General features: G+C 68.7%; 15 protein-coding genes. 3 read left to right on the forward strand and 12 right to left on the reverse strand.

Annotation, left to right across the window (positions count from 1 at the left end):
* Positions 1-40: 40 nt before the first annotated feature.
* Genes QE360_RS04085 through QE360_RS04095 form a run of 3 tightly spaced genes read right to left on the reverse strand, consistent with a single transcriptional unit; the run spans position 41 to position 3,689 of the window.
* Positions 41-1,291, reverse strand: a complete 1,251-nt coding sequence (locus QE360_RS04085; RefSeq protein WP_309704053.1) for an arsenic transporter — start codon at positions 1,289-1,291, stop codon at positions 41-43.
* Entirely contained in the window at positions 1,288-2,409 is a 1,122-nt protein-coding gene (locus QE360_RS04090; protein ID WP_309699492.1) for a metallophosphoesterase, read from the reverse strand. The genes QE360_RS04085 and QE360_RS04090 overlap by 4 nt, the downstream gene beginning before the upstream one ends.
* Entirely contained in the window at positions 2,406-3,689 is a 1,284-nt protein-coding gene (locus QE360_RS04095) for an MFS transporter (protein ID WP_309699494.1), read from the reverse strand. Before QE360_RS04095 ends, QE360_RS04090 begins: the two co-directional genes overlap by 4 nt.
* 335 nt (positions 3,690-4,024) lie before the next feature.
* Between QE360_RS04095 and QE360_RS04100 the strand changes: the two genes are divergently transcribed.
* The gene (locus QE360_RS04100) at positions 4,025-5,782 is read left to right on the forward strand and encodes an aspartyl protease family protein (RefSeq protein WP_309699496.1); all 1,758 of its coding nucleotides are present in this window, start codon (positions 4,025-4,027) and stop codon (positions 5,780-5,782) included.
* A 43-nt stretch (positions 5,783-5,825) separates the two neighbouring features.
* Here the strand turns inward: QE360_RS04100 and QE360_RS04105 are convergent, their stop codons facing one another.
* Positions 5,826-7,982, reverse strand: a complete 2,157-nt coding sequence (locus QE360_RS04105; protein WP_309699498.1) for a TonB-dependent receptor — start codon at positions 7,980-7,982, stop codon at positions 5,826-5,828.
* A 157-nt stretch (positions 7,983-8,139) separates the two neighbouring features.
* Between QE360_RS04105 and QE360_RS04110 the strand changes: the two genes are divergently transcribed.
* Positions 8,140-8,319, forward strand: a complete 180-nt coding sequence (locus QE360_RS04110; RefSeq protein WP_007403839.1) for a hypothetical protein — start codon at positions 8,140-8,142, stop codon at positions 8,317-8,319.
* A gap of 15 nt (positions 8,320-8,334) precedes the next feature.
* Here QE360_RS04110 and QE360_RS04115 read toward each other — a convergent pair whose 3' ends face one another.
* The 3 genes from QE360_RS04115 to QE360_RS04125 form a co-directional block, all read right to left on the reverse strand.
* A complete protein-coding gene (locus QE360_RS04115; protein ID WP_309699500.1) occupies positions 8,335-8,685 on the reverse strand; it encodes a VOC family protein in 351 nt (116 codons plus the stop codon).
* A gap of 72 nt (positions 8,686-8,757) precedes the next feature.
* Entirely contained in the window at positions 8,758-9,612 is an 855-nt protein-coding gene (locus tag QE360_RS04120; RefSeq protein ID WP_309699502.1) for an MBL fold metallo-hydrolase, read from the reverse strand.
* 99 nt (positions 9,613-9,711) lie between these two features.
* Positions 9,712-10,806 carry a Gfo/Idh/MocA family oxidoreductase gene (locus tag QE360_RS04125; RefSeq protein WP_309699504.1) on the reverse strand — a complete coding sequence of 365 codons (1,095 nt, stop codon included), beginning with the start codon at positions 10,804-10,806 and terminating at the stop codon, positions 9,712-9,714.
* 158 nt (positions 10,807-10,964) lie between these two features.
* On the opposite strand from QE360_RS04125, the gene QE360_RS04130 reads away from it, so the two are divergent.
* On the forward strand, positions 10,965-14,462 hold the full coding sequence (locus QE360_RS04130) for a DUF3857 domain-containing protein (RefSeq protein WP_309699506.1): 3,498 nt from the start codon (positions 10,965-10,967) through the stop codon (positions 14,460-14,462).
* Between the two features lie 494 nt (positions 14,463-14,956).
* On the opposite strand, the gene QE360_RS04135 is transcribed toward QE360_RS04130, so the two are convergent.
* The 5 genes from QE360_RS04135 to QE360_RS04155 are packed head-to-tail and all read right to left on the reverse strand — an operon-like array spanning position 14,957 to position 21,824.
* On the reverse strand, positions 14,957-15,493 hold the full coding sequence (locus tag QE360_RS04135; RefSeq protein ID WP_309699508.1) for a GNAT family N-acetyltransferase: 537 nt from the start codon (positions 15,491-15,493) through the stop codon (positions 14,957-14,959).
* Positions 15,490-16,059 carry a 4'-phosphopantetheinyl transferase superfamily protein gene (locus QE360_RS04140; protein WP_309699510.1) on the reverse strand — a complete coding sequence of 190 codons (570 nt, stop codon included), beginning with the start codon at positions 16,057-16,059 and terminating at the stop codon, positions 15,490-15,492. Before QE360_RS04140 ends, QE360_RS04135 begins: the two co-directional genes overlap by 4 nt.
* Positions 16,056-20,060, reverse strand: coding sequence for a Pls/PosA family non-ribosomal peptide synthetase (locus QE360_RS04145; protein WP_309699511.1), 4,005 nt, complete (start codon positions 20,058-20,060; stop codon positions 16,056-16,058). Before QE360_RS04145 ends, QE360_RS04140 begins: the two co-directional genes overlap by 4 nt.
* Before the next feature lie 37 nt (positions 20,061-20,097).
* Complete coding sequence (locus QE360_RS04150) at positions 20,098-21,060, reverse strand: glycosidase (protein WP_405052559.1); 963 nt, start codon at positions 21,058-21,060, stop codon at positions 20,098-20,100.
* A complete protein-coding gene (locus QE360_RS04155) occupies positions 21,057-21,824 on the reverse strand; it encodes an SDR family oxidoreductase (protein ID WP_309699513.1) in 768 nt (255 codons plus the stop codon). The genes QE360_RS04150 and QE360_RS04155 overlap by 4 nt, the downstream gene beginning before the upstream one ends.
* Positions 21,825-21,851: the final 27 nt, after the last annotated feature.

Raw genomic sequence — 21,851 nt, forward strand, 5'->3', positions numbered from 1 at the left:
AGCGAAGTCGAAGGCCACGCCCCCCCTCACCCACGGACTTTCACCCGATCAGCAACCGAATCCCCAGCGCCGCCAGCAAGGCCAGCGGCATCGCCACCGCGCCGATCTTGAGGAAGGCGAGGAAGCCGACATCCTCCCCCTCGCGCCGGATCGCCTGAAGCCACAGGATCGTCGCCAGCGAGCCCGTCACCGACAGGTTGGGGCCCAGATCGACACCGATCAGCAGCGCGTCGGTGACGATCTGCGGCGGCTGCGCCTGGGCGATCGCGCTGCTCGCGATCAGCCCGGCGGGCAGGTTGTTCATCAGGTTGCTGCCGAACGCCAGCACCGTCCCCGACACCGCCGCCGCGCGCGTCGGATCGGCCAGCATGCCGCGCAGGCCGTTCGCCACCCAGGCGATCACACCCGTCCGGTCGAGCGCCTCGACCAGCACGAACAGCCCGGCGACCAGCGGCAGCACGCCCCAGCTCACCGACCGCGCCAGCGTCAGCGGCGAGCGTCCCGCCAGCAGCGACACGATCACCGCCGTCGCGATCCCCGCAATCGCGGTCGGCAACCCCAGCGGCTCGTCCAGCGCCGACATGGTGAGGAGGAGCAGCGCGGTCAGCACGATGCCCGCAATCGCCAGCTTGCCGCCATTGGTCAGCGGGTCGCGCGCGACGTCGCGCTCGCAACCGCCCGCGATCCGCTGGCGCTCGATGGTGCGCAGCACGAGGAAGGTCATGACGATCGACCCGATCGAGGGCAGCGCAAAGGCCGCCATCCATGCGCCCAGCGGCGGCATATGCCCGCCATAAAGCACTAGGTTGGCGGGGTTGGAGATCGGCAGCACGAAGCTGGCGGCATTGGCGATCAGCGCGCAGGCGAACAGCAGCGGCAGCGGGTCGGCCTTCGCCTTCTTCGCCGCGACGAAGACCGCCGGGGTCAGCACGACGGCGGTCGCGTCATTGGACATGAAGGTCGTGACGACCACCCCGGTCGCATAGACCAGCGCGAAGAGCCGCGCGCGCGACCCCTTCGCCGCGTTGACCGCCGTGGCGGCGATCCAGTCGAACGCGCCATGTTCGCGCGCCGTCTCGCTGAGCAGCATCATGCCGATCAGGAACAGATAGACGTCGCCCCCCTTGGCCACCGCCTGCCCCGCTTCTGCCAGCGGCATCAGGCCCAGGACGATCAGCAACGCCGCCCCTGCCACCGCCCAGATCCATTCGGGCCAGCGCATCGGCCGCGCGATGACTCCGGCGGTCGACAGACCCGCAATCGCCCAGGTCGCACCCGTCGCCAGAGTCACCATCCGCATCCATTCTTGTTCGGCCCCAGCCGGGCCCCGTCGATCCCGGCGATAGGCCAGGGGCCGATCGCATGGCAATCCTCGCCCGGCGCGACGGGCAGGCGCCGCTTGGGGATCGCGTCCACGCCCCGCACCAGGCAGTCGATGCGGTCGCGCCCTTCGCCGCACGCCACCTCGACCGCGTGCAGCCCGGCGTCGAGCGTCACCGCGGCGTGCCAGTATCCATCCTCCCCGCGCGTCATCGGCGTCGCTGCGCCGCCATCCGCCGCAACCATCGGCACCGCATCGGCATCGGCGCCGAACAGCCTGGCCGTGATCGTCACCGGGCCCGGTCGGGGGACCTGATGCGGGTCGGTCGATCGGGTGATCAGGCGGACATCGCCGGGGGCCACGATCTGGACATGCGGCCAGGGCGCGTCCAGCCGCCGAAAGCGCCAGCTGACCACCCGGTCCTGGACATGGACGATGGCAAAGCCCGCCGCGCCGCCATCCTCCTCGATCTGCCCGGTCGAGCGGGTCGCGCCATAGATGACCCGGCCATCGTTCAGCAGCTCGTTATAATGGGTATGGCCGGTATCGACGAAGGCGACCTCGCCATCGATGAACTGGCGCGCGATCGTCTCGCCATCGGCGGCCAGATCGCCGGGATAGGCGTGCATGAAGACCAGCGGCACCTGCCCCGCCGCCCTGGCCCGCGCGAGTTCCTCGGCCAGCCGGTTGCGGTCGTGCATGGTCAGCCGGAAATCCGGCCCGCCCGCGCCAGCCGATACGATGTCGAGGAACAGGCAGCGATGCCCGGCGATCACCTCCGTCTCGGGCCGGTTGGCCCCGGGGATGGCGGCGTCATAGGCGGTGAGGTCGCCAGGCTCGAAATCATGGTCGCCGGGGATGATCCGCCAGGGTCGCGACAGCGGCGCCAGCGCGTCCAGCATCCGGGCATATTGTTCGGGCGTGCCGTGATTGGCATTGTCGCCGGGCAGGAAGACGAAGTCCGCGCCCTCGCCGATCCGCGCGTTGACCTGCGCCACGATGGCGCGCAGCCGGTCGAGGCTTTGCCAGCCGTCGTCCGCGTCCAGATGCAGGTCGCCGATATGGGCCCAGCAGATGCCGCCGCTCATGCCTTGGCCTCCTTTCCGGCATCGCCCCCGCAGGCCGGGCGCAGCGTGCCCGCAAAGCCGATCCACAGCGCGAGGCTGGCGACCGCGAAGCCGCCCAATATGTAGAAGGCCGTGCTGTAGCCCAGCTCCTGCGCCAGCCACCCGCCGATCGCGGGCGACAGGCTGGCCCCGACGCCCTGGATCGTCATCACCGCGCCCTGCCCGACATTGACCCGGCCGGTGCCGTTCAACAGGCAGGCGACGAGCCCCGGCACGGCGACGCTCTGAAGCCCCGCGCCGATCCCGTCGAGCGCCTGGACCGGCCAGACGCCCCAATGCTCGATAAAGGTCCCCGCCAGGAATCCCCGCAGCGGAAGCGCGGCGAAGGAGATCAGCAGGACCAGCCAGTAACCGCGCCCGGCGGCGACCTTCATCGCGACCAGGCTGGCGACGATCATCACCGCCTGTGCGACCATCACCGTCGTCGCGGTGAACATCGCCGCATCGCCCTTGCCCGCGCCGACCACCGCCATGCCATAGAGCGGCAGCATCGCGCCGTTGCCCAGATGGAAGCACGCCAGCGCCGCCGCCAGGATCAGCATCGGCTTGTTGGACAGCAGCGCCTTGAACCCCTCGGCCTGCCCGCCGTCCTGATCCTCGCCCTTGTCATCCTCCAGCCCGCGCGCGGCCCGGTGATCGATGGCGCGCTCGGGGATCGACAGGACCGAGATGACCGCCAGCACCCCGAAGGCGGCGGCCAGGAAGAAGATGGCGGGCATCCCGAACTTCCAGCCGAGAAAACCCGACAGCCCCGCGCCGACCATGTTCCCGGCATGGTTCCAGGCCTGGTTGCGGCCATTCTGCGCGTTGAAGCCCTTTTGCCGGACGACGCCCAGCGTCATGCCGGTCACCGCCGGCCCGATCGCCGCGCCCGCAATGGCGGTCGCCACCTGGCTGATCCCGACGACCAGCCCGGTCTGCGACCAGAGGATCAGGAAGGACGCCAGCACCGTGCAGATGCCGGTGATGACCACCACCCAGCGTTTCTTGTCGGTATGGTCGATAAAGGCGCCCGCAGGCACGGTCATCACCATCCCCGCCACGCCGCCCAGCGTCATGACGGTGCCGATCGGCCCCGTCTGCCACCCGCGCTGTTGCAGGAAGACGCCCAGAAAAGGGCCGATCCCCGCCTGCATGTCGGCCATGAAGAAATTGAGCGCCTGTAGCCAGCGCGTCGCGCGGCGGCGGTCGGCGTCCGGCGCATGGGCGCCGGAGGCGTCGGGTAGGGCAGCTGTCGCCATGGATCGTCTCCGCAAGATGCGGGGCCCCAACTCAGCAATGTTTTGAAATATCCGCAGTCAGGCTGATTTATGTTGGCCGGCGACCGCTCGCCGGGCGTTCGGTGAAATCAACCGTCTCGAAATCCCACGCTATTTCCGACGACCCTGCCCATGACACGAAGAAATGGCCCGCTCTCGAAAGAATCGGAGCGACCGGGAACAAAATCCAGCGGCCATGAAAACTCTGGCTATGCTCGGGCGTGACATATCAGGAATTTCAGATTCGCGTCATCTTTGCTGCTTCGGTGTCCCGCTATGCTGCATCACCAAGGCAGCCGGCATGGGGAGATGGCGCGATGATGGGGACGATGGGGCGATATGTCGTGGCGGCGGGCCTGCTGGCGGGCTGCGCCGCGCCCGCCATGGCGGCCACGGGGTGTCAGGTGGGGATGATGGCCGCGATCCCCGTCACCATGCAGGGGCTTCGCCCGGTGGTCGAGACGCAGATCAACGGCAGGCCCGCCCCCTTCCTGCTCGATAGCGGGGCCTTTTACAGCAACATCGCGCCGCCCGTCGCGCGCGAGTTCGGGCTGTCGCTGAGCCCGCTTCCCGACGGGTATCGCGTGAACGGGGTCGGCGGCAGTTCGGAGGCCCGCGTCACCACCGTCCGCCGCTTCACGCTGGCCGGGTTCGACCTGGCCCATGTCGAATTCATCGTCAGCGGCAGCGATGTCGGAGAGACCGGACTGCTCGGCCAGAATGTGCTGGGGCTGGCCGATGTCGAATATGACCTGCCCGGCGGCATGGTGCGGCTGTTCAAGCCCAGCAACTGCGCCAAGGCCGCCATGGCCTATTGGACCAAGGGGCAGCCCTTCTTCGAAATGCCGATCGAGCCGCGCGACAGCCGCCAGCACCACACGGTCGGCACGGTCGAGCTGGACGGCGCGAAGCTGCGCGCCACCTTCGACACCGGTGCGGACGGCACCGTGCTGACCCTGCGCGCCGCCGCGCGGGCCGGGGTGCATCCCGGCGATCCGGGGGTGGAGCCCGCAGGCTGGTCGACCGGGATCGGGCATCATGTCGTCAAGGGCTGGGTCGCGCGGTTCAAGCTGCTGCGGATCGGCAATGAGGAACTGCACAATGTCCGGCTGCATATCGCCGATCTGGGCGGACTGGACACCGACATGCTGCTGGGCGCGGATTATTTCGTGTCGCACCGCCTCTATGTCTCGAATGCGCAGCACCGGCTGTATTTCACCTATAATGGCGGACGATTGTTCGACGCCGCCGCGCATGTCGATCCCGCCGCGTCGGGCGCGGTGCAGGTCGTCGCCGAGGCCGCCGCACCGACCGATGCCGAGGGCTATAGCCGTCGCGGCGCGATGCTGCAGACCCAGCACGACCTGCCCGGCGCGATCGACGCCTTCACCCATGCCATGACGCTCGCGCCCCGCGACCCGCGCTTCCCCCGCCAGCGCGCGCTCGCCTATCTGGAGCAGCGGCGGCCGGTGCTGGCGATCGACGACCTCAACACCACGCTGACGCTCGACCCCGCCGACACCCGCGCCCGTTTCCTGCGCGCCGAGCTTCGCCAGCGGGCGGGCAATCCGGCGGGCGCGGTCGCCGATCTCGACCAGATCAGCGCCGCCCTGCCGCGCGAGGACATGCAGCGGCTTCAGATCGCACAGCTTTATGCCAATGCCGACGCCTTCACCCCCGCGATCGCGCAATATGGCCTATGGCTGGACACGCATCGCGACGATGCCCGGCGCGGCACCGCGCTCAATGGGCGATGCTGGGCCCGGATGCTCGCGAATGTCGAGTTGGACAAGGCGATGAGCGACTGCAACGCCGCCATCCATGCGGTGCCGGGCAATCCCAGCTATCTCGACAGCCGCGGCTTCGTCCGGCTGCGGCGCCACGAGGATCAGGCCGCGCTTGCCGATTTCGACGCCGCGCTCGCCATCGATCCCAAGCGCGCCTGGGCGCTCTATGGCCGCGCCATCGTCGAGCAGCGGCTGGGCAGGACCGCCGAGGCCGATCGCGACCGCGCCGCCGCCATCGCGCTCGACCGGCACATGCCCGACCGGATCAGGACGTTCGGCATCGCCTGACCGGGTGGCGGGGCGGCGGTTCGCGCCGCCCCGCCACCCCTCCTCAGAACGACTTGGACACGCCGACGAAGAAGCCGCGACGCGGCCCATATTGCGGCGCCCCGACACCCACGCCGGTTCCGTCGCGGATCTCGTATTTGTGGTCGAGCGCGTTGATGACGTCGAAGCGGATGTCGATGTTCGGCCCGGCCAGATGGTGGCTCGCGGTCAGGTTGAACTGGGCATAGGGCGCGATCTTGGCGCCGTTGGGAATGCTCCGCACATCGTCGTCGCGGCGCAGGCCCGAGCCATAGATCATGCTGCCGCCCAGCTTCGTGCCCCCCGCAAAGGCATAGGACACACCCGCCGATCCGGTGAAGGTCTGGTCGTGATCCAGATAGATATAGTGCCGGGCGATATAGTCGAGATCGTCCTGGCCGAAGCTGAACTGGCTGGAGACGATGCCCCGGCCCTTGGCCTTGGCGGCGGCGAAATTGGCATAGGCGAGCAGCGGCCCGCGCTGATAGCTCATATTCGCCTCGATCCCGCCGATGCGCCCCTGCCGATAGTTGAACGGGGTCAGGATAATCGGCGCGCCGAACTGCCCCTCGTCGATCAGGTTCTTCGAGATGCGGTAATAGGCGTCGATGCCATAGGTGAAGTAGCGGCTGAGCCGCGCCTGGAACCCGGCGTCGAAATAATCCTGCCGCTCGGCATAGGGGACGTCGTTGACGGTGACCGAGGGATAGGCGCTGGTGCCGACGAACTTGTTGATACTGGTATTGCCGACCAGCTCGAAGGGCGGCGGCACGAAATAGCGCGAATAGCCCGCGTGCAGCGTATAGACATCGTCCGGCTGCCACACCAGGTTGACGCGCGGCGACAGCTGCCCCTCTCGGCGATAGCCGTTATAGAGGTCGTAGCGCGCGCCATAGTTCAGCGTCAGCCTGGGCAGCAGCTTCCATTCGTCCTGCACATAGGCGCTGACGCTGGTCGCGGTCTTGCCGCTATTGTCGACGATCGCGATCGGCTCGCCTGCCTGGGTGGTGACGGGCTGGCCGTTTTGGTCCGTGCCGGTGGTGACGGGGAAGACATTGGTCGTGGTCGCACTGGTCGAGCGGTCGCGCGACAGCAGCAGGCCGCCGCGCAGCGTGTGCGCATCGCCCAGATGATAGACGGCATCGACCTGCCCGCCGATCGCGAAATCCTGCTTGTACGCCTGTTGCGCCTGCCCGTTATAGAGCAGCTCGCCCAGCACGTCGGGCCGATAGCGCAGCGAGGAATAGCGCGCGAACAGCGACGCCTGCACGGTGAACGGCTCGGCATCGTGGAGGAAGGCCAGTTGGCCGAAGCCGGTCTTCTCCAGCTGCGTCTCGTTCAGCTTCTCGCTGGGGAACGTCTTCTGTCCGCCGACGCTCCAGGTGCCGCCCGGCTGTTGGCCGACCGGGTTGGGGATCTGGAACCACTGGTTGGAATAGCCGCCGACGAACGACACCCGGTTCTGGTCGTCCAGGATATGGTCGACATAGGCGAAGCCCTGATACTGGTCGGTATCGTCATGCACCGGATTGGACCGGCCGTCGACGCTCTCGATGCCCAGGCCACTGTGCCGGTAATCGCCCGACACGAAGTAATTGGTGCTTCCCGAAGAGCCGCCATAGGTCAGGCTGGGCTGGATGGTGTTGTGGCTGCCGCCATAGATGGAGGCGGTGCCGCCATTGTCGAACAGCCCGCTCTTGGTCGTGATGTCGATCACGCCCGCGGTGCGCAGGCCATATTGCGCCGGCAGCGCGCCGGTCAGGATGTTGACCTTGTCGACCAGGCGCGGCGACAGGGTTTGGCCGAACACCGCCAGGCCTTCGGGCAGGATGGTGCCGTTGATGCGATATTGCAGGCCATTATGGTCGTCGCGGACGTGGAACTGGCCGAAACCGTCCTGCACGATGCCGGGCGCCTGGAGCAGGATCTGGTTGAACTGCTGGTTCTCGCCGCCGGGCAGCGCCTTGATCGTCGCGCTGGTGATCTCGTAATTCGACGCGCCGAGGCTGGGCTGGATATGCGCACGCGCCGTGTCCAGCCGCTTGGCGGTCACGACGATGTCGCTGCTGTCGCCGCCCTGCGTCTGGTCCGCGTCAGGCGTGGGCACGCCGCGCGTCTGCGCCATCGCCGGCATGGCGATCGCGGCCGTGGCTACGCAACACAACAGGGCGTATAAGCGCATAGAGATACTCGCATGATATATAGTCTCCCGGACGCTCTGCTTCGCCTTGCTGCGGTGCGAAGGCAAGCGCCGTCGCGCTCCATGACGCATTTGTAAGACAGTCATCATCCGCCCGCCCGCCATGGCCAGCGGGGTCGGATCACGCTATCATGCGGATATGGCCGAACGTTTTGAGAGACACCGCCAGCCGTGGCGGCCCGACGAGATTCAGAAACTCCACACGCTCGCCAAGAAGGGCATGGCGCTGAAGGCGATCGCCAAGGCGCTGACCCGCAGCGAGGAGTCGGTCAAGGCGCGCGCCAAGGAAGACGGGCTGTCGATCGCCAAGCTGCACTGAGCCGGACGGGCGGCGCTATCCCGCGACCCGCCCGATCCGCACCAGCACGCCGCTGGGGTCGCTGACCGCGAACTCATAGGTGCCCCAGGGCTTGAGGTGGGGGGCGCCGGGCTCGATGATCCGGTCGCGCACCCGGTCGGCGACCGCCTCGACGTCCTCGACATAGAGATAGAGGCCGAAGGGATTCTCCTCCACGCGGGGTGGCCAACCGGGCATGTGGTTCAAATGCAGATGCCAGCCGCGCCCGTCCTCCATTATCCGATAGCCGCCGAAATCGGCCGCGACGGTAAAGCCGAGCAGCCGGTAGAAGGCGGTGCTGGCCGCCATGTCGCCAGCCGGCACGATCGCGACGCAATGATGACTCATGGCCCTCTCCCGTCCCGTTGGCGGGACCGGCGCATCCTATCGCATGGCGTCGTTCGCGAAAGTCGTTTGCCGCTATAGCGGATAGCCGTCGCGGCACCGCTCCCATTCGACCGGATCATGCGCGCAGACCAGCGTGACCGTGTCGCGGCGTGCGATCGACAGGTCGCGCAGCTGGGCCTGGTTGGCCAGACGCGCACGCGCATCGACCTCCATCAGCCGCTGATAGGCGCGCAGGCCCGGCGTGCAGCGGCGCCTCGCCTCGCGCATCTCGCCGCGATAGAAATAGGCGTCCCCGGCATGGAGCAGCCATCGCCCGCCGGGCTGTCGGATCGCCACGCCCGCATGGCCCCAGGTGTGGCCGGGCAGCGGCACCAGCAGGATCTCGGGCGGCAGGCCGGGCAGGTCGCGGACCGCATCGAACCCGAACCAGCCCTCGCCCCCGGCGCTGTGGAACTGCCACCGCGCGACCTGATCCCATTGCCGGGGCCGCCAGCGGTTGCGCGCGACGATCCCCGCATGCGGCCCGGCGGCATCGTCATATTCGCGGCGCATGACATGCACGGCCGCATTGGGAAAATCCTCCAGCCCGCCCGCATGGTCGAAGTCGAGATGGGTCAGCACGATGTGCCGGACATCCCCGGCGCGATGGCCCAGCGCCTCGATCTGGCGGATCGCGGTTTCCGACTCGCGCAGTCGGATGTTGAGCATGGCCCGCCACGGCAGGGTGATGCGAGGATCGGGGCGGCGATGCGGATGCGCCACGTCGCGCAGGCCATAGCCGGTATCGACCAGCACCAGCCCGCTCGCCTCGGTCTCGACCAACAGGCAGTGACAGACCAGATGCCCCAGCGGCCCATGGCTGCGCCCGTCGAACAACGCACCCCCCAGGGGGCAGTCGGTCCCGCAGTTGAGATGGTGGATTCGCATCGGACCCCAACCCGATCGATCGGGCGATCGTTCCCTCTTATCCATATTTTACAACAGGATAAACCGCATCATCTGGATCAGGAAGCCCGCCATCACGGCTCAGGCGGTCAGGGTGATCCGCCGCCCTTCCCGCGCGGAGCGATAGATCGCCTCGATGACGCGCAGATCGGCCAGGCCTTCCTCGCCGGGGACCAGCGGTCGGGTGTCGTTCAGGATGCACTCGGCGAAATGGTCGAGCTGTCCGGCATGCTGCCCCTTGCTCGGCGGCAGGCGCCGCTCCTCGGTCCGGCCGTCGCGGTGGACGAACATCCGCTGCCCCTCATAGGCGGTGGCGGGTTCCAGCTCGATCCAGCCCTTCGTGCCCGTCACGCGGTAGATATTATGCCCCGAGCTGTAGCTCGACACGCAGGTCGCCTCGATCCCGGAGGGGAAGCGCAACAGGAAGGTGATGCGGTCCTCGACGGTGTGGAAGCGCGGGTCGTTGCGGTCGGTCGATTCCACCGCGCTGACCTCCACCGGCTCCTCGCCGGTCAGGTAACGGACCGCGTTCAGGCTGTAGATGCCGATGTCCATCAGCGACCCGCCTCCCGACAGCGCACGGTCGAGCCGCCACTGGTTGGGCTGCGCATCAAAGCCATGGTCGGAGGTGACGATCCGCGTCGGCCCGACAAAGCCCTTGCGCGCCAGATCGATCGCCAGCCGGTTATACGGCTCGAACCGCGAGCGATAGCCGATCATCAGCTTGCGCCCCGCCGCCTGGCAGGCCTCGATCATCGTCCGGCAGTCCGACGACGACACCGCCATGGGCTTCTCGCACATCACATGCTTGCCCGCCCGCGCCGCGCGCACCGTATATTCGGCGTGCAGGGCGTTGGGCAGGATCACATAGACGACGTCGACATCGGGATTGTCGCGGATCGTGTCGAAGTCCGCATAGCTATAGCGATGGCTGGCGGGCACGCCATATGTCTCGCCGAAGCGGGCCAGCTTCCCGGGCGTGCCGCTGACCAGCGCGGTCAGGCGCGCATGGTCGCACTCGGCGAATTTGGACATGATCAGTTCGGCATAGCGGCCCAGTCCGACAATGGCATAGCCGATCCTGCGCCCGCCCGGCGCGGCGCAGGCACCCCCGGCCGCCATGGCCAGTCCGGCGCCCAGCCCTGTGATGACGGTTCGACGGCTGGTGTCGCGCATGATCCTCTCCCGATCGGTTATGGCTATATCTGTCAATGGCTTAGCATCATCCGCCGATCCGCACCACCGCGCGCCGTTTCCGCCGCCCCCCGTCCCCCCTTGCCAGGATTTCCGACGCGCCATAGCGTCGCGGCCGGGGATCTGGGGGGAATAGAGACGTGCGTACCATATTCGTGCCGCGGCACCGGCTGGCGCCGGCGCTTCTGATGGCGGGCGTCGCCGCCTTTCCGCTTCACGCCACCCGACCGGTCGCCGTGGCGGTGGAGACTGCGGGCCCCGCCGCCGCGCAGGCCCCGGCGGTCGAGCCGATGCCCGACTGGGTCCGCACGCTTGCCATCCCCGAGGCGACGAAGCCGCGCGTCGAGCGGGCGCAGGACGGCGTCGTCTATCTGCTCAACGATGCGCAATATCGCTCGCGCCCGGACGGTCATGACGACTGGTTCCGCTTGACGAGCAAGGTCATCAACCGCAGCGGGCTGGAGTCGGCCGGTCAGATCACCATGGCCTATAATCCGGCCTTCGAGACGCTGGGCGTCCATTTCGTCCACCTGATCCGCGACGGCAAGGTCATCGACCTGACCCGCGACACACAGTTCCGCGTGGTCGAGCGCGAGGACGATCTGGAGGACGGGATCGTCAGCGGCACGATGAAGGTCATCGCCAATCTGCGCGACGTGCGGGTCGGCGACATCGTCGATTACGCGACCACGGTCCATGCCCGGTCCAGCCTGTGGGAGGGCCACGCCTTTTACGGTTTCTCCCAGCGTTTCTCCGAGCCACTGGCGATGCGCAGCCTGCGGTTCGTCTGGCCCGAGGGGATGACGCCGCGTTTCAAGGCGATCAACAGCGACATCGCCTTTCCGCCGCGCAAGACCGATCGCGGCACCGAATGGGAATGGAGCGTCACCGATCCCGCGCCGATGAAGGGCGAGGACAATGTGCCCGGCGGCGTGTTCCAGTGGGGACTGGGCGAAATCTCGACGATGCGCGACTGGGGCGAGGTCGCAGCCTGGGCGACCGGGCTCTACCGGGGCGACGACACGCTGCCCGCCGACTTCGCCGCGCGGCTGGACGCCATCGCCAAGGCGTCGCCCGCCCCCGCCGACCGGCTGACCGCCGCGACCCGCTATATCCAGGACAATATCCGCTATGTCGGCGAGGAGCTGGGCGAGGGCTCGTTCGTGCCGCGGCGGCCCGGCGTGGTGCTGGCGCGCGGTTACGGCGACTGCAAGGACAAGAGCCTGTTGCTGGCGGTGGCGCTGCGGCGGCTGGGCATCGACGCGGTGCCTGCGCTGGTGTCGACCACCGACGGCCCCCGGCTGACCGAGCGCCTGCCCTCGCCGCTGGTGTTCGACCATGTCATCGTCCGTGCGGTCCTCGACGGGCGGGTGCTGTGGATCGACCCGACCGGCACCCATCGCGGCGGCCGGGGAAGCGCGATCGTCCCCTCCAATCTGGGCCATGCGCTGCCGATCCGCGACGGCCAGGCGGCGCTCGAGCCGATGGCGGGCTATGGCGAGCGGGCCGGGCGCATGACCGTGGTCGAGGAATTCGCGGTCGACGAAAAGGCCGAGGTCGCGATGACCCTGCACGTCGTGACCCGCTATACCGACGCCCGCGCCGACCAGGTGCGCGGCAGTTGGGCCTCGACCTCCGCGCGCAAGATCGCGGACAACAATCTCGCTTTCTATCGCAAGCGCTTTCCCGAACTGGTCGAGGGCAAGCCGCTGGTCCAGACCGACGATCGCGACGCCAATGTGGTGACGATGGTCGAGGACTATACGATGTCGCGCGCCGCGTTCGACAAGGCCAAGCTGTCCGCCAAGCTGATCACCCGCGCCTATGCCGCGCAGGATATCCTGCCCGACCGGCAGGATGATCCGCGCCGCCAGCCGCTGGCGCTGCCCGACCATGTGGTGAACGAGCAGACGATCGACCTGCGGGTCAAGGACCGGCTGCTCGAGCCGCTGGACGATGTCGAGGCCAAGGGCGGGCCGGTCGCCTTCTCGCGCCGCTCGACCAAGCTGCCCGACGGCCTGCACATCGTCTATCGACTCGACACCGGCCCGCGCGACATGGTGCCCGCCGCCGAGGCGGAGGCGGTCTATGCCGTGTCGGAGAAGGTCTCGAACGAGACGGGCATCGAATTCTATCTGGAAAAGTCCCCGCGCCCCTCGGGAATGCCCGCCGGGCTCGACCCCGCCCTGGCGGCGACGATCCGGCCCGACCTGGAAAAGCTGATGGCGCTGATCCAGAAGCCGGACCAGCCGTCGAAGATCGAGGCGCTGTCGCTGATCGCCGCAATGTCCGAAAAGCTGCCGCACCCCTCGCCGATGGCGGGGATGGTCGACGGGCTGAAGGCGGCGGTGCTGTCCGATCTGCGGCGTCCGCAGGCGGCGCTCGCCGCATTCCAGTCGGCGACCGCGCAGTTCGACGGCAATCCCGAGGTGTTCCGCATGTGGATCGCCTATGAGCTGGACCTGGGAACGCCGGACTCGGTCGTGAAGGCCTTGCAGCGCACCCGCGCCGCCCAGCCCGCGATCGTCACCGGACTCGAAGATGCATGGGTTCGCGCCGCACTCCAGAAGATCCAGGCCTTGCCCACCGAGGCGCGGACGAAGGCCCATGAGGATCTGTGCATCGTCCTGTCCGACAGCGAATGGCAGCAATCGCCGCGCACCGCCTTCGGCGGCAGCATGCTGGGCTGCGCGATCGTGGCGCAGAGCCGCCGGGGCGATCTCGCCGCCGCGCGGGCCGGGCTGGCCAGGACCCCGCCGACGCCCGCGCTGCTGGCGCTGGCCACCGACAGGCGGCACCAGCCGCTGTGGGGCGACATGGAGCGGCTGGTCGCCGACGGCTTCCGCCAGTCGCTGACCAGCGCCGCCGCCAGCGCGGAGGCCGCCGCCCGCGCCGCGCCGCGCGATTACAAGGCGGTCACCGAACAGATGCGCACGCTGCGCACGCTCGGCCGTTCTCAGGAGGCACTTGAGGCGGGCAAGGCGCTCGCCACCGACACCGCGCGGATCGAGATGGTCGGCCATGACGGCTTCTGGCTGGCCAACGAATATGCCGAGAATCTGCGCTCGCTGGGCCGGACCGACGAGGCGGTGGCGCAATATGACCGGATGCTGGCGCTGGGGATGGAGCAATATCCCGAGCTGGTCTCGCTGGCGATCAACCGCGCCGAGATGCTGACCGCCGCCGGACGCTATCAGGCGAGCATCGACAGCCTGACCGCGCTGGAGGCCGGGCAGGGCGCGAAGATCAGCCTCTATGGCAAGATGTGGATCTGGTCCAACCGCGCCTGTGCGCAGCACCGGCTGGGCCATGCGGCGGAGGCGAAGGCCGACGAGGACCGGCTGGCCGCCAAGCCCGCCGAAAACTGGAGCGCGACGACCGCCGCCGCGGCATGCCGGGGCGACGTGAAGGCGATCGGCGAGCATCTGGTCGCCCGCCTGCGCGCCGAGGACAGCCGGGGGCAGGCGATCGGCCTGTTCCTGATCCTGCCGCCCTCCCCGCACCGCACGCCGTTGGAGGCCGAGATGGTCGAGACGATGGACAAGGCCCGCGCACTGCCCGAGGTGCAGGCCGAACTCGCCAAATATGGCCGCGCGGTCCGCTATGCCGGGATGGCGGGGGGTTGGGGTACGTTCTGACGCCCGTTCGGACCTCTCCCCTCCCGCAAGCGGGTGGGGTCGGGGGAGGGCATGGGGTCTCACCGAGACCATAACCCGTGGCCCTCGCCCCTCCCCAACCCCTCCCCCTGCCGGGAGAGGGGCTTTATGGGCCGAGTCCTCCGCTATGACGAATAGGCGCAGGGCTGGTGAACGATCCGACGCCCGTCCGAACCTCCTCCCCTCCCGCAAGCGGGAGGGGTCGGGGGAGGGCATGGGGTCTCACCGAGCCCATAACCCGTGGCCCTCGCCCCACCCCAACCCCTCCCCTTGCCGGGAGAGGGGCTTTATGGGCCGGGCCCTCCGCTATGACGAATGGGCGCAGGGCTGGTGGAACGATCCGACGCCCGTCCGAACCTCTCCCCTCCCGCAAGCGGGAGGGGTCGGGGGAGGGCATGGGGTCTCACCGAGCCCAAAGCCTGTGGCCCTCGCCCCTCCCCAACCCCTCCCCCTGCCGGGAGAGGGGCTTCACCGGACTACCCCGCGCCACCCAGACGGCGGCGTGCGCTGTCCAGTGCCGCATCGCGCCATGCCCTCAGTGTCGCCGCCGGGACCTCCGCCAGATCGAAGCGCAATTCGTGCATCGTCATGCCCGAGCGATAACCCTGGGGCCAGACGGCGGTCTGTTCGAAGCCGCAGCGCTGGAAAAAGGGCGCGACCCGTGGCGAGGTGTCGACGGTGACATAGCGGGTCGGCGGATCGGCATGGGTGGCAATATGGAGCAGCCGCTCGAACAGCAGCAACCGGCCCAGCCCCATGCCGTGGCAACGCCGCGCCGCCATGCCCCAATAGAGCAGCGCCCTGTTGTAATGCTCCCAGAGTTCATAGCCGCCGAACGCCACCGCCACCCCGTCCAGCACGACCACGAAGGCCGGGCCGTCGGGGTCGTCCAGCGTCTCCTCCAGCCATTCGCGGTCGCCCGCGCCGAAATAGTCCGCCCGATTGTCGTCAAAGATCGCCAGCACGGCGGCGCGGTCGGCCTGTTCATAGGCGCGGACGAGAATGTCGATCATGGCGTGCGGTCCCAGAGTGCGACGGTGTCGATGGCGCCCCCCGCCTCGCGGCTCCAGCAGCGGGACGTGCCCTCGCAGCTCGCGGTCGCCATGACCGGGTCGAGCAGCCGGGTCTCGATCGCCTCCGCCGCCAGCCGCCGGGGCTCTCCGACCAGCTTGGCGTGCGCTTCCTTGATCGTCCAGCGGCGCAGCCATTGCCGCGATCGGTCACCCGGCGGCGCGGCGCGCAGCGCCTGTGCTTCCAGCGGGGTCAGCATGTCCCAGAGCGGCGGGGCATCCTCGATCATCTCGCGGTCGACCGCGATCGGCCGGCACGCCGCACCGATCAGGCACTGGCCGCCGCGCCCCGACAGGCCGAGATGCCAGCCACGCGGAACCACGACCTGCGGCTGCCCCGCCGGGCTGCGCGCCAGCATAACCGCCTGCGGATCAAGGCCGCCAAGCCGGGCGAGCAGCCGCGCGGCCAGAGCCCCTCGCCGCCCCGCCCCCGGATCCTCGGTCCGCCAGACCACCGGGCCATCCGCGTCCAGCGCCTCCAGCGCGCCGTCATGCCAAAGCGGCGTCATCCCCCGGTGACGATGCGCGCCGGGCTGCCTTCCCAGTTGGTGCCGTCGGGCAGCGTCTCGCCCTTCATCACCACCGACAGGTCGCCCAGCTGCGCATCCGCCCCGATCTCGGCATCGTAGAGCACGATCGCCAGCGAGCCGATGGTCGCGCGGTCGCCGACGGTGATCGCGCCGACCTTCATCACCCGGTCCTCGAACAGATGCGTCTGGAGCCCGGCATAGTCGTTCAGCGCGACATCGTCGCCGATCGTGACCAGATCATGCTCGGTCAGGTCGGTGGTGTCGATATAGCAGCGTCTGCCGACCTTCGCGCCCATCAGCCGCAGGTAGAGCCCGATCCAAGGCGTCCCGCGCAACGGTTCGAGCAGGTTGCTGACCGCCAGATTTTCATAGGTCGCCGTCACCAGCTCGGTCCGCCAGACAAAGGTGCTCCACAGCGGCGCGGTGGTCGCCTTGTACCGCCCGACGACCAGCCATTTCAGCGCCAGCACGAACGCCCCGCAGGCCAGGCAAAAGCCCAGATAGAGGAAGGGGAAGGTCGAGACGATGACCAGCCCGCCGCGCTCCAGATCGTCGAGATCGCCGACCACCGAGAGCAACATGCTGAAGAACACCAGAAAGGCGGTCAGCGACAGGGTGGTGCGGATCGCCTCGATGGAAAGACGCGTGGCGATCAGCCCGCGCGACGGGTTGAAGCGTGCGCCCTCGTCGAACATCGTTGCGATCTGGCGCACCGGCAGCTTGAAGGCGGGCGAGCCGAACCAGGTGCTCCCCGCCTCGGTCGCCAGCGCGGGGTCGGCGGGGGGCTTGGACAGGACGCCGATCAGCACCTCGTCGCCGATCTGCGCGCCGGTCGGCAGCAGCGCGGAATTGCCGATGAAGCTGCGGCGGCCGATCCGGGTATGCGCCAGCTCGATGGTGCCGTACCCGATCTTGGCCGCGCCGAAGATCACCGAGTCGGCGATGAAGCTCTCCGGCCCGATCTCGACCAGGTCGGGGATGATCGCGCTGGCGGTCGAAATCTCCGCGCGCCGCCCGACCTTCACGCCCAGCGCGCGATACCAAGGGATGACGTAGAGCGTCGCGAAGATCGGGTGCAGCAGCCGGAGCGCCAGATCGTTGATCTGCTTGACCATCCAGTAGCGGACATAGAAGCCGCTGTTCAGATCATAGACGCCCGGCGCGACCCGGCCGAGCAGCAACCGCTTGGCGAGCACGGTCAGCACGCACATCATCACGATATAGGTCGCGGCAAGCAGCGGCGAGACGAGCATATAGCCATAGCCGGTCGTCGCCCAGTCCAGCTCGATCAGCGCGATCAGGCCCGGCGCGATGGGCAGGATGGCCAGGATCGGCAGCAGCAGCGCGCCGATCAGCAGCCCCAGCGACGCCGTGCCGCTCCTGGCGGTCCGCACTGTGCCGGGTTCGACCACCGTATCGAAGGCGGCGGGCGATCCGGTCCAGCGTTGCCGCGCGGGGATCACCGTATCGGCGGGGAGCGCGGACATGTCGTCGAGGATCGCATCCTCCTCCAGCCGCGCATTCCGCCCGACCACCGCCTGCGACCCGACAAAGGACCGCGCGCCGAGATGGACCGTACCCAGCCGCAGCAGCCCGCGCTCGACCGAGCTGGTCGCCAGCACCGCCTGGTCGCTGACGATGGCATCGTCGCCGCACGCGAACAGGTCGGCGGTGTCGATGATGCCGGTGCCGATATAGGCGCGCTTGCCGATCCTGGCCCCCAGCATCCGATAATATCCCCGGATCATCGGGGTGCCCGCCAGATAGGGGGTCGCCGTCACCGCGATGATCCGGCGCACCAGCCACCAGCGGAAATAGGTCCAGCCCCAGAGCGGATAGTCGCCCGCCTTGAACCGCCCGGCGATCAGCCACTTGGCCGCAATCGAGAACAGCATCGAGGCGACGGGCACGATGGTGAAGAATAGCGCGCTGAGGATCAGCGCGTCGATCCGGCTCATCCGCCCCGCCAGATGGGTATAGGCGACATAGGGGAAGAACCATTGCAGCCCGGCAATGGTATAGATGGGCAGCAGCGCGACGGTCTGCGCCGCGACGCACAGCATCCGCTGCCATTCGGGGACGCGGTGGAAACTCGCCTCGGTCGCGACCGCCACGGGTGCGGTCCCGCCGATGCGCAGCGCCAGTGCGCGGATGGTCGGCGCGGCGTAGAGATCCTCCAGCGACAACCCCGCCAGCCCCGGCACCTTGCGCGCCGCCGAGACGAGCCGTGCGGCCTTGAGCGAATGGCCGCCCAGATCCTCGAACAGGTCGTCGGTGACGGATACCGGCTGCGGCGCGAAGGCTTCCGCCCAGATGCGGTGGAGCTGTTCCTCCATCGGCGTCGCGGGCGCCTCGATGGCGCGGCCGGTGTCGACCGTCACCTCGGGCTTGACCAGCGCCTTGCGGTCGACCTTGCCCGAGGCGGGCAGCGTCGGCAGCGCGGCGAGCAGCTGATAGGCGGCGGGGCGCATGTAATTGGGCAGGCGTTCGGTGACCCGTGCCTTGATCGCGGGGATGTCGACGCCCTCGCCGCTGCGCGCGACGAGGAAGGCCGCCAGGAATTCGGCGCCATCGGCATCGGTGAACAGATGGACGACCGCCTGCGCCACGCCCGGCGCCTCGCCGATCACCGCCTCGATCTCGGCCAGTTCGACGCGGAAGCCGCGAATCTTGACCTGGGTGTCGATGCGCCCGACGAAATCGATGTCGCCCGCCGCGTCCAGCCGGACGAGATCGCCCGAGCGATAGATGCGCTCCGGCCCGCCCGACACGGTGTCGAACGGGGTCATGGTGAATTTCTCGGCGGTCAGGTCGGGGCGGTTGACGTAACCGACGCCGACGCCGGGGCCGCCGATCACCAGCTCGCCCTCCTGCCCCGCCTCCACGGGTTGCAACGCCTCGTCGACGATCCAGGCGGTATAGCCGGGCAGCGGCTTGCCGATGGTGATGCGCTTGCCCGGCTGTACCTCGGTCCAGGTCGCGGTCACCGAAGTCTCGGTCGGGCCATAGGTGTTGAGCAGCCGCAAGCCCGGCCGCGCGAGGCGACGCGGCAGGTCCGCCGGGCACGCCTCGCCCCCCATGTTGATCAGGCGGAGCGTGGGCACCGGATGCTCGACCAGCGCGATCAGCGAGGGGACGACGTGCCAGACCGTCGCCTTTTCCTCGGCCAGCGCGATCGCGACATCGGGCCCGCTCGACGCCAGCGCCTCGGTCGCGACGAGCAGCTTCGCGCCGACGAAGAAGGCGCTCCACATCGTCTCGACCGACATGTCGAAGGCCAGGCTGAACCCGCCAAACACGATGTCGCCCGGCTCCAGCGCCAGGATCGCGCTTTCGGAGCGGACCAGGTGGCAGGCATTGGCATGGGTGATCATCACCCCCTTGGGCCGCCCGGTCGTGCCCGAGGTATAGATGATATAGGCCAGGTCGTGCGGGTCCGATCCGGTGGCCTCGCGCCCCATCGGCAGCGGCGGCTCGGCGGCGAGATCGCCCAATTCGGCGTCCAGGCACAAAGTCCGCCGCGGAATCTCCCCCGCCCGCGCGCTCGTGGTGATGGTCAGCGCCGCGCCGCTATCCTCGATGATGTAGGCGATGCGGTCCTGCGGATAGCCCCAGTCGACCGGCACATAGGCGGCACCGGCGCGCAGCACCCCCAGGATCGCCATATACTGGTCCAGCCCGCGCGGCAGGCACAGGACGACGCGGTCGCCCCTGCCCACCCCCAGCGCGCGGAGCCGGTGCGCCAGCGACAGGCTGCGCTGCGCCAGCATGTCATAGGTCCATTCGGTCGAGCGGCCGAATTCCTCGTCCGCGCCGATCAGCTTCAGCGCGGTGGTCCAGCCCCGGTCCCGGCAGGTCGCGTCGAACAGCTCGTGGAGCAACTCGTCCCGCGCATAGGGGCGGTCGGGCCGCAGCGCCGGGGCCGGAGCGATCGAGGCATGGATGCTCGGCGCGACGGAGGCTTCGGTATCTGCGGACATCGATACGCTTTCCTGGGGAACAAGGACGGGAGACGGCTCAACTGCGCCGGATGAGCGCCCGTGACAATCGCCGATCCTCCAGCGAATAGTAAAGCCAGATGCCATCCTCGGCCACCACCACCGACGCGGCGAAGGCGATGTCGGTGGCGCCCCGATCATCGGCGGGCGGCGGCAGGATCAGCGGCTCGATCCCGCGCGCGACGACGCGGGTATAATGTTCGTCGAACGCGACCCAGCCGATCCGCCAGCGCGCGTCCCGCGTCGCGCCGTTGTAGAACATGACCGGACACGCCTTGTCGTCGGTCAGCAGCGGGCCGGTCGACAGATGCCAGTCGTCCCAGCTGTTCTCACGCGGCATGAAGGGGGTGGGCTGTTCGGTCCAGGGGCCCGCGACATCCGCGCCGATCGCCATGCCGATGCGCGATGCCTCATCGGCGGCATATTCGTAGAACAGCCGCCAGCGGCCGTCGGCGGTGCGGTCGACCGTCGCTTCCTTCGTATTGCCCTCCGACTTGGAGGAAGCCAGCGCGACGCCGCTCTTTGCCAGCCGGTCGAGTGCGGGGCCGGTGGCATAGGACAGCTCGCCATGCGAATGGTCCGCCAGCACGCCCGAATAATAGACGAGATAGCCGTCCTCGCGGCGCACGACGGTCGGGTCCTCGACCCCGCCCGCGTCATGGTCGCCCGGCCCCGGCGCGATCGAGGGGGTGTCGAGCATGGTGAAATGCCGCCCGTCCTCGCTCCATCCCGACCAGATCACGCCGGTATCGGTTAGCGTCTCGCCCGGACGGACCACCGCGCGGACCATCATGCCCCATCGCCCGTCCGCCTCGCGCCAGACATAGGGGCTCATCAGGTCGCGGGCCATCAGCGCGGGCGGGCCCGACAGCGTGACCTCCTCGATCCGCTTGACGTTGAAGTCGAGGTCGAGCGGGGCGTCGACCACCCGGTCCTTGCGGTGCGGATCGGCGACCGGGCCCTGCGCGTCGGGGGCCATCATGCGCCGAGCGCCTGCATCAGCGACAGGCCGCCATCGATGACGATCCGTGCCCCGGTGATGTAGCGCGCCTTGTCGGAGGCGAGGAAGACGGCGAGGTCGGCCACCTCCGAGGCATTCCCCGCGCGCCCCATCGGGATATTCTGCTCGAGTGTTCGGCGATAGACCGGATCGGCCTGCGCATGCGCGTTCATCGGGGTCAGGATCATGCCCGGCTCGATCGCGTTCACACGGATGCCGTGCGGCGCTTCCTCGATCGCCAGCGTCTCGACCAGGTTGGACAGCCCGCCCTTGGCCGCGCAGTAATCGGCGCCCCCGGCGCGCACCGCATAGGCGTGGATCGACGAGATGTGCAGGATCGCGGCATCGCCCGTCGCCGCACCCCGCCCGGTCAGGAACCGGCGCGAGGTCAGAAACGCGCCCGTCAGGTCGGTGTCGAGCAGCCGCCGCCACTGGGCCAGCGTCATGTCGCGCACCGTCACGCCCGACATGTTCAGCCCGGCCGAATTGACCATCACATCGGCGGGGCCCCAATGCCGTTCGACGGTCGCGAAGGCATGATCGACCGAGGCCTCGTCATCGACATGCGCCTGGACGGTGATCGCCTCGCCTCCGGCGGCGCGCACCGCCCCGGCGGTCTTTTCGGCGGCGGCGGCATCCGCATAATAGAGCACCGCCACCCGCGCCTGCCGAGCGCCGAACGCCTCCGCGCATGCCGCGCCGATGCCCGATTCCGCGCCCGTCACGATCACTGTCTGACCCGCCACGTCCTGTCCTCCATCGATGATCGGGCG

Origin of the sequence: Sphingomonas sp. SORGH_AS_0789 (assembly GCF_031453055.1) — a bacterium.
GTDB lineage: Bacteria > Pseudomonadota > Alphaproteobacteria > Sphingomonadales > Sphingomonadaceae > Sphingomonas.